The organism is Roseiarcus sp. (assembly GCF_052145395.1).
Lineage (GTDB): Bacteria > Pseudomonadota > Alphaproteobacteria > Rhizobiales > Beijerinckiaceae > Roseiarcus.
Genome location: NZ_JBKQOT010000394.1, coordinates 1 through 8,072, shown reverse-complemented (window position 1 = coordinate 8,072; position 8,072 = coordinate 1). Strand labels below are relative to the sequence as shown.

Annotated in this window: 6 protein-coding genes; 5 read left to right on the top strand and 1 reads right to left on the bottom strand. The window is 59.2% G+C overall.

The genetic code is table 11. From position 1 onward, the window contains the following. Window positions 1–43 precede the first annotated feature (43 nt). The 3 genes from ACLP25_RS13220 to ACLP25_RS13210 are packed head-to-tail and all read left to right on the top strand — an operon-like array spanning window position 44 to window position 2,907. A complete protein-coding gene (locus ACLP25_RS13220) occupies window positions 44–463 on the top strand; it encodes a DUF4158 domain-containing protein (protein ID WP_442469652.1) in 420 nt (139 codons plus the stop codon). Between the two features lie 49 nt (window positions 464–512). Beyond that, window positions 513–1,997: an N-6 DNA methylase gene (locus tag ACLP25_RS13215; protein WP_442469651.1), complete on the top strand. Its 1,485-nt coding sequence runs from the start codon at window positions 513–515 to the stop codon at window positions 1,995–1,997. Then, window positions 1,987–2,907 carry a hypothetical protein gene (locus tag ACLP25_RS13210; protein WP_442469650.1) on the top strand — a complete coding sequence of 307 codons (921 nt, stop codon included), beginning with the start codon at window positions 1,987–1,989 and terminating at the stop codon, window positions 2,905–2,907. Before ACLP25_RS13215 ends, ACLP25_RS13210 begins: the two co-directional genes overlap by 11 nt. Window positions 2,908–3,114: 207 nt before the next feature. On the opposite strand, the gene ACLP25_RS13205 is transcribed toward ACLP25_RS13210, so the two are convergent. Then, on the bottom strand, window positions 3,115–5,274 hold the full coding sequence (locus ACLP25_RS13205; protein WP_442469649.1) for a hypothetical protein: 2,160 nt from the start codon (window positions 5,272–5,274) through the stop codon (window positions 3,115–3,117). Window positions 5,275–5,318: 44 nt separating this feature from the next. On the opposite strand from ACLP25_RS13205, the gene ACLP25_RS13200 reads away from it, so the two are divergent. Then, window positions 5,319–5,927 (top strand): hypothetical protein, encoded by a 609-nt coding sequence (locus ACLP25_RS13200; protein ID WP_442469648.1) that lies wholly within the window; start codon window positions 5,319–5,321, stop codon window positions 5,925–5,927. After that, on the top strand, window positions 5,924–7,588 hold the full coding sequence (locus tag ACLP25_RS13195) for an ATP-binding protein (protein ID WP_442469647.1): 1,665 nt from the start codon (window positions 5,924–5,926) through the stop codon (window positions 7,586–7,588). The genes ACLP25_RS13200 and ACLP25_RS13195 overlap by 4 nt, the downstream gene beginning before the upstream one ends. Window positions 7,589–8,072 lie beyond the last annotated feature (484 nt).

The following is an 8,072-nucleotide window of genomic DNA, read 5'->3' as shown; positions in this document are numbered from 1 at the left end:
CCGAGTGTCTGCTATTTGCGTCGCATTGCAGCCTCATTGAAGGCTGCCTCAGCACGCGCGAGTCGACCATCGTCCGGCACTACACATTTTCTTCCTAGGACATCACGCTGATTCGGCCGCGGCTTTCTCCGGATATGCGCAACGGGACGAAACGCGTTGGGAACATCTGGGCGAATTGCAGAACTATCTTGGCGTTCGCCCTTTTCAACGGCACGATTATCGAGCGACTGCGAAAGTGGCTTTGGACGAAGCGATCGGCTCCGACAGGGGCGAGGAAATTGTCGCCGCCCAGATTGGCCATCTGCGAAGGCACGGCATCTTATTGCCTGCCGCGACGATATTGGAGCGCATCGGCTTGGCCGCCCGCGCTCGCGCCCGGAAGCAGGCGCACAAGAACCTCGTCGAGGGGTTGGAACACAAAACGATTGCAGGACTGGAAGCTCTAATCGCGGTCGACGTGTGATTGTTCGCGTGGGGATCGCGGTGCAAGTGGAAAGGCCATAGGATCAGTCATGAGGGGGCTCATGCGGGCTGATTCGCCGATATTCTATCAGAAGCAGTCTGGCGCGTATTTCACGCCCAGCGACGTCGCCCGTGCGCTCGTGTCCTGGGCACTCCGTGTTCCGAGCGACCGACTCCTCGATCCTTCTTGTGGGGATGGACAATTCTTGGCCATCCATCGCAATGCGGTGGGTATCGAGGAGAATCTCCACTCAGCGCAGGCCGCGATTGCTACTGCTCCGTGGGCGCTCGTGCACGAGGGCGACTTCTTCGCCTGGGCTGCACAGACGCAGGAGCGGTTCGAGTGCGCGGCTGGAAATCCGCCGTTCATTCGGTATCAAAGTTTCAAAGGTGAGGTTCGCCAGCGGGCTCTGGAGCTTTGCGCTTCTCATGGGGTGCACTTCACCGGACTTACATCCTCCTGGGCACCATTTCTGGTCGCGACGGCCGCTCTCCTGAAGCCTGAAGGACGGATGGCGTTCGTTGTGCCGGCGGAAATCGGCCACGCGCCATATGCCGCGCCCCTGTTAGAGTTCCTGGTCGGGTCCTTCTCCGAGGTCCAGATCATTGCCATACGGAGCAAGCTATTCCCGGCGCTGTCTGAGGACTGCTGGCTGCTTTACGCTGAGGACTACGGCGGGTCGACGAACCGGATCGCCTTCACCGTCTGCGACTACTTCAAGCCAAGTCCACGCCGCCCGAAGGTGACTGTTCAGGTCGACCTCGATGAGTGGCGGACAATCTGGTCACGACGTCTCCGACCCTTCCTGATGCCCAAGGAGATCCGTGGTCTCTACGCCTCGACAATTAGTGATCCGGACAGCCGACGCCTCGGAGACATTGCTCACGTCGGGATCGGCTACGTCAGCGGAGACAACGACTTTTTCCATCTGCGCCCGTCAGAGGCGAAGTGCTGGAAGATCCCGTCGATCTTCCTCCATCCGAGCCTTCGGAATGGGCGGGCGATGCCAAGCCGCCAAATCACGAAGGCGACCGTCGAAGCCTGGACAACGTCTGACGATCCAGTGCTCCTGCTCCGGCTGAAGCGCGGACAGGAGCTGCCCCGGTCAGTTTTGTCTTATCTCGATAGCAGCGGCGGGGTGGCGGCGCGCCAGGGCTACAAGTGTCGCAACCGAACCCCTTGGTATGTCGTCCCTGACGTGCAGGTGCCGGACTACGTGATGAGTTACATGGCCGGGCGAGCCGCCAATTTGGTTCGGAACGTGGCGGGCGTGACGTGCACCAATAGCGTCCACTCGGTTCGCATTCACAACAAGCCGCTCGCCGCGAAGCTATTCCCGCACTGGTCTACGCCGTTCGTTCGGCTGAGCTGCGAGCTCGAAGGGCATGCGTTGGGTGGAGGGATGCTCAAACTTGAACCCCGAGAAGCCACGCAGATCCTTTTCCCCTCTGAACGCATCGGTGTCGCCGCGTACGAGGAGGCCCTGGAGGAGGCGATCGAAACGCTCCAGCGCTGGAGGCATTATGCCAACTGATCTGGAGACGAAAACCTGCCAGTGGACGAACCAGGCCGAGGCGCTCGCTGCCTTTGCAGAATTCACCGGAAAGACTCAGAGTGCGAGTCACATCAAGCCCCTTCATTGGTACGTGGCATGCCGCCTGGTTATCGAAGGCGGCTTTGATCCCGACGACATTGTACCGAGGCCACCTTTTCAGGTGGAGCGGCGCTCCGGCCGCGCGCCTATCCTTCATTTCAATCCGGATCTCGCGCGGGGTGGCGAGCGAACCGTCCTCGGCGGGCTGAAGACCAAGAACGTCGACGTCGTCATCACACGCGAAGGGATCGGCCCTGTATTGGCCGTTTCATGCAAGGGCGTGACGGGCGCATTTCGGAACCTCACCAACCGGATGGAAGAGACCATCGGTGAGTGCACCAACCTGCACATCACCTATCCGGGGCTTGTGCTCGGCTACCTTGTCTTGCTTCGAGCGAACCGAGCGGTCGAAGCGGCGCTGGACGATGTTGCTGAAGTGGCCACGGAGCTTTACTACGCAACCGAAGGCGTAAGGAGGCTCGCGGCCAACGACATTGCAATGACGGAGGGCGGTGAGCCGGTCGCCGGCATCGTTCGCTTTCACAATGCACTTCGCGAACTCGTGGGTCGTCGCGGCATCCGTAACGATGTCAGCCGATATGAAGCGATTGGCTTCGGGCTCGTCGAGATGCATGGCGCCCACCGAAACTCACTGATCGATAGCTTCCCGCCATTTGACAGCCCGCTGAAGCTGAGCGGCTTCTTCGACACCCTGTATGTCCGATACGACGAGCGTTTTGTTGTGAGTGCTCCAGACCTTTCCCGCGTCACGCGGCGCCTCGAATGGGATCCGACGTCGCCTGGATTGAGCCTTCCGGGGTTGGATTACATCCCGCGCACCAGCGACTAGACGCAGTCGAGGCAACAGAATTGAAAAGATTGGCACCGTTTGAACGGCAACAGGTCAATGCGACCGGCGTTAGCGTGCTCTTTCGGGAACCGGGTCAGCACTCGTCGAGCAGGGCCGCTCAGGGCTTGGCATCGACGCCCAGACGGGCAAGGGATCGGACGCGCTCGAGCGCCGCCGCACTGGCGGAGGCCCGAGTGCGTCTGCAGGTCATGTCTCCGGACTCAATTCGTCAAGCAGCTCATCGTCGCCCAGGAGCATCACAGCCGCACCCGCTCCGAGATCGAATTCGGCGACGAGAATATCACCTTCGTCCGCACCCCGTTGGCGCAGGAAGGAGCCGAGGCCATAGGACATCCCTTCGTCGCTTATCTTCACCGTGCCGTGTGAGATTCCGTCCTCATCGGCGAAGGTGAATTGCCTACCGGCGAGGTAGTTCCTGATTGCGCTTGGGATGCCCAACACGAAAGTGCCCCCATTGATGGCCGGTAGCCTTGCGGCGACCCATAACCGCCCCTGGGGCGTCCATCCGTGATCGAGCACCCGCTTCTCCCGCTCGCGCAGCGCATTCGCGGTGCGCACAGCTTCGATGGCCGCCGGATCAACGCGCACCCCACGCAGTGACCAGATGTCGGTCCCGATATGCAAAATCACGGGGCTGTAAGTAAGGTAGAGCGACAAGGTATTCAGGTTCATCGAACGACGGGCGCACTCGGCGACAAGGCTGGCGCGATCGAGTACGGATGCCGGCGATGACCGTAGGACATCGACCAGAATCGCATCGTTGAGGGCGAGTTCCACCCGGTAGTCGAGCGGGTCAACGGGCTTCACCAACTCGTTTTCATCGATCATGAATTCCGGATGCGCCCGATAGTATGCGCGTAGCACTGAGCGTGGCGGCACGAGCAGGGACCAGGTTTTCATTCCGCGATAGCCGCGGTAGCGATACTCGCGCCGAATACCCTCCCGCAGCGAACTAAGTTCGATCGGCGAGGCGACAGACAGCATCCTGCGCGTCGTATTGCGCAAACGGTCCCGCTCTGGGTTAGCCGGGCGATGGCAGAACCAGTCTTCTTCAAGGAACTCTACGTCGGAAAAGTTCCGCAGCACTTGCTGCACAACCGCCGCTTCTGCGTCCATGCCCGTTGACTGCAGCTCGGCAAACACCTCGCCGACGTTGGAAGCTCCCGAGGCGTGCGCTTGCCGATAGGCAATTCGCAGCACGGAATCGGCATAGGGCACCGCGGCTGCAGACACGATTCTCTTCTTGCCTATGGTTTGAATCCGAATCAGCGGCTTCCGGCCGCAAGCCTCCGCTGCGCTGATCAGGCTCTCCGGATGGAAATCTACCCGACTCAGCCCGCTCGTCCTTACAAGGGCCGACGCGGCATCGATACTGAGCGGGCTTCGCTCCATGACCAACTGCAGCGCCTCGTCCAGCGCTGGCATATAAACGGCAAAGGAGATGCCTTTGAGTCGATTGTTTATCCGCTCCTGAAGCTGCCGGAGCCTTTCACGCGTGACGCCGAGTCGAGCCCCGGCTTCCTCAAGTGTGATCGGCGGCACACCATTCCATCCGAGCCGATCGTTCAGTGCTTTCAGCCTCTCCCCTTCGTAGCGCGAGAGGGCTCCGAGAAACTCGCCGAGCTGTTGTTCTAACGGTTGACCCTTAATCGCCGCGAGCCTGCGACGCAGTTCGGGCACGGCATGTGCGAGTTGATCCAGCGCTGACACGTCCACATCTGGCGCACTCGTCAACGTGTCCATCAATTCCATTAAGGTTGCGGATGTGCTTGGCGGAATCAGGTCTGAGAAGCGCGGGTCGGCCGACCCCACTTGGTCCACCCAAGGCTCGGAGACAACTTCAAGAAGCTCGTCAAAGAGCTGCGAAACCTCCCTCGTACTCGCTCTGAGCAAGGCTGCTTCGGTCAAGCAGGTGAATTCAAGGATCGACACGACTCCCATTGAAGGGATTTGGAAGAGGCGCGCGAACGTCACCTTGGCAAGCTGATCCGGCTCTCCGAGCAATCCGCCGACCACGAGACAATTTCGTGTTCGCGTCGAAAATGGCAGCCCTTTCAAATCTAGCCAATAAGGGACCTTCAACTTGAACGTTGGCAGGCTCTCAATTTCCGATCGACGACTCTGCACGAGATTTAAAACGAAATTTCGCTGTCTATCGCTCAAACTATTTTGACCCGATACCTCCCAAACCGACTCATCAAGTGCCGCAGCACCGGCGCCGATCGCAAGCCCAAACTCCTTTGCAATCCATTCGGGGAGAGCCTCTCCCGCCCAGGCATCCCGCAGACTTTGAGGCAACAAGGCGGTGCCTGGAGCGCCCCATCCGTCAACTCTTTTGCCGGCCATTTTTGCTTGAATAATTGGTGATGGTCCCATAGCCTACACGAGCAATGAAAAAACGTCTACAAAAAGAGTTGACAAACGATCCTTCACAAATGGAGGTCGTGGCGCTGGCTGTGCACCTCCTCGGCGGCGCACAACGCGCCGTGGATACGGAGGACGTCGCTGTGAAGGCGCATCAGCTGGCACCTGGCCGCTTCACATGGAAAAAATATCCTGATCAGATCAACCTTGAGCTGATCAGGGTCTATCTCTCTGACGCGAAGATGAAGGGCGAACTCGTCCTCGGCTCAGGCAGGACGGGCTGGCGGCTCACTCAGAAGGGATTGAAGTGGGCTGAAGAGGCGGCCCACGAGATCGGCCAGTTAGACATCTCTCGGAGCCGCGCTGAACTCCGATCAGGGTCGGTCGACGAGCAGCGCTGGAGGCGGGAGCGCGCTCGCCTGATCTCCACTGCAGCCTGGGCGGGTTGGAGTAGCCGCAACCGCGATATTTCTACCGCCCAAGCGAAAGAGGTCTTCCGCATCGATAGCTACGCAAGAGGCGATCTACGCGAAGCCAAAATCACGCGCCTTCGTTCGCAATTCACCGACGACCACGAGGTCGCCCCGTTTCTCGATCACCTCATTAAAATCCTTAACAGCGAGGCCGAGCAATGACCGCTCAAACCCAGCTCAAGGTCACTTCCCATGTAGGCCGCGATCTCCTTGCCTCCGCAGCATCCTTCAAGAACGAGGCAGCGGTCGTGTGGGAATACGTCGTCAATAGCCTGCAATACGTCGATGCCGGGGTTTCGCCGCGCGTTCAGGTGACCATCGCTCCGGGGCGAAAGGGCATTACGATATCGGACAATGGCCGTGGCATGTCTGCCGCTGACCTACGTCATTTTTTTCGCATGCATGGCGAGAATCTCGACCGGCTATCCGGTCGCGCCGGACGAGGAAAATTCGGTACCGGCAAGTCAGCAGCCTTCGGGATCGCTAACACGCTCCGAATCGATACTGTACGCAACGCGAAGCGCAACGTCGTCTTGTTGAACCGCGAGATGATCGAGAGCAGTGGCGGGATGGATATCCCGGTTCAGTGGGAGGTACGGGACAAGGACGTCGACGAACCGAACGGCACGGTCGCTTCGATTCTGGACATCAATCTGGATCGCATCAAGCAGGCATCGATCATCGAATATGTCGAGCGTCACCTGCAAGCATTCAGGGCCAGCGCGCCGGCGGTCGCCATCGACAACCATGTATGTAGCTATCGCGAACCCGAGACCTTCGAAACGTTCGAATTCGAGCCATCACCGTCGCAGCGCGACGTGATTGGTGACACTACATTAATCGTCAAGGTGGCGAAGGCACCACTGCCGCAAGCGGAGCAGGGCATCACCGTCACGGCGGGCGCGGGTAATCTGGTTGCTATCGAGCGCGCTGGAATCGAAACCAAAGAGTTCGGCAACTACTTGTTCGGCGACGTCGATGTTCCGGCTCTCGAGGAACACTCGTCTCCGATTCAGCCATACGATCCTACCCGCTCCCTGCAGCTCAATCCGCAACACCCCGTCGTTGCCATACTACTTGGATTAATTGGCTCAAAACTTGAAGAGGTACGCGCGACGCTCGTCCGGAAGTCGAAGGACGCTCGCAAGACTGAACAAGCGAGGCGACTTGCGCAGGAAGCCAACAAGATTGCTGAAATTCTCAATGAGGATTTTCGCAAGGTCAGCGACCGACTTAACGAAATTAGGGCGGCGTCTGCGCGCAAAGGAGCGGCACTCGCCCAGTTTGGTTCCCAGCCAACTGATGCGGGCCCGGATGATTGGGTTCAGGGCGTCCAAACACCGGGGGTGACTGTCAAGGCGACGCCAAAGAAACCCAATGGCCCTGGCCCAGAGCCAAGCTCGCCAAAACCCAATCCGACACCTCCCCACGTGCAGGCGCGCGGCACGCCCAACCCTACGGGCGATAACGCTGTCGACCCTATCGGAGGAGCTGACGGTAAGCGTCGACGCCCTCAAGGAGGGTTCAGAGTTGAATACAGGAACCTTGGAAAAGCTGAGGAACGCTCTGTATATGATCCCGCTGCGCTGACAATCCTCATAAATCTCGATCATCCGCTCGTAGCAGCTGCCCTCGGCGACGGAAGTGTCGAGGACACCGCCTTCCGGAGACTCTCTTACGAAATCGCGTTCAGCGAATACGCCATGGGTCTCGGATACGAAGTCTCACAGCAAGATCCAAATATACCGGCTGACGATTTGCTGTATGAGGTCCGATCAACGCTCAATCGGATATCCACCGCGGCTGTTGCGTTGTATCGCTAGGTGCATCTGGCTCGAATCGGCGGGTTGTTTGAATGCAATTCGGCGGGTTTCTCAGGATGTTCACTCCGCCGCGGGAGCTCAATGCGAGCGCTCAGGTTGCAAAGACTCAGCTGGGGCGGCGACGGCGCGATCCGCTTCTGGAGCCTCGACGGCGCTCCCCTTGTCGATGGCGGTCTGAATCCGCGCTTATCCGGCGGCGGCGAGAATGGGTTGTGAGAGCCGTTACAGCGAGGTCCACGCCAACCACGACGCGCGGTCGCGTCTCTCTAACAAACCACCGAACTACCGGGAGCAACCGTGGCAACATCTGCGCGGTTGAGTTTTCACCGTGACAGCATGCCACATTGCTGACATCCCGTTCGCATGCTGGGCTCATGATATCTACGGCCCACCATTGAGGCTTCTATGCAACAGTTTTTGACTGGCGAGACATTGCAAGCCGCCGTCCGCGAGGTTTTAAAAAGCGAAGATGTCCGATGTGCAG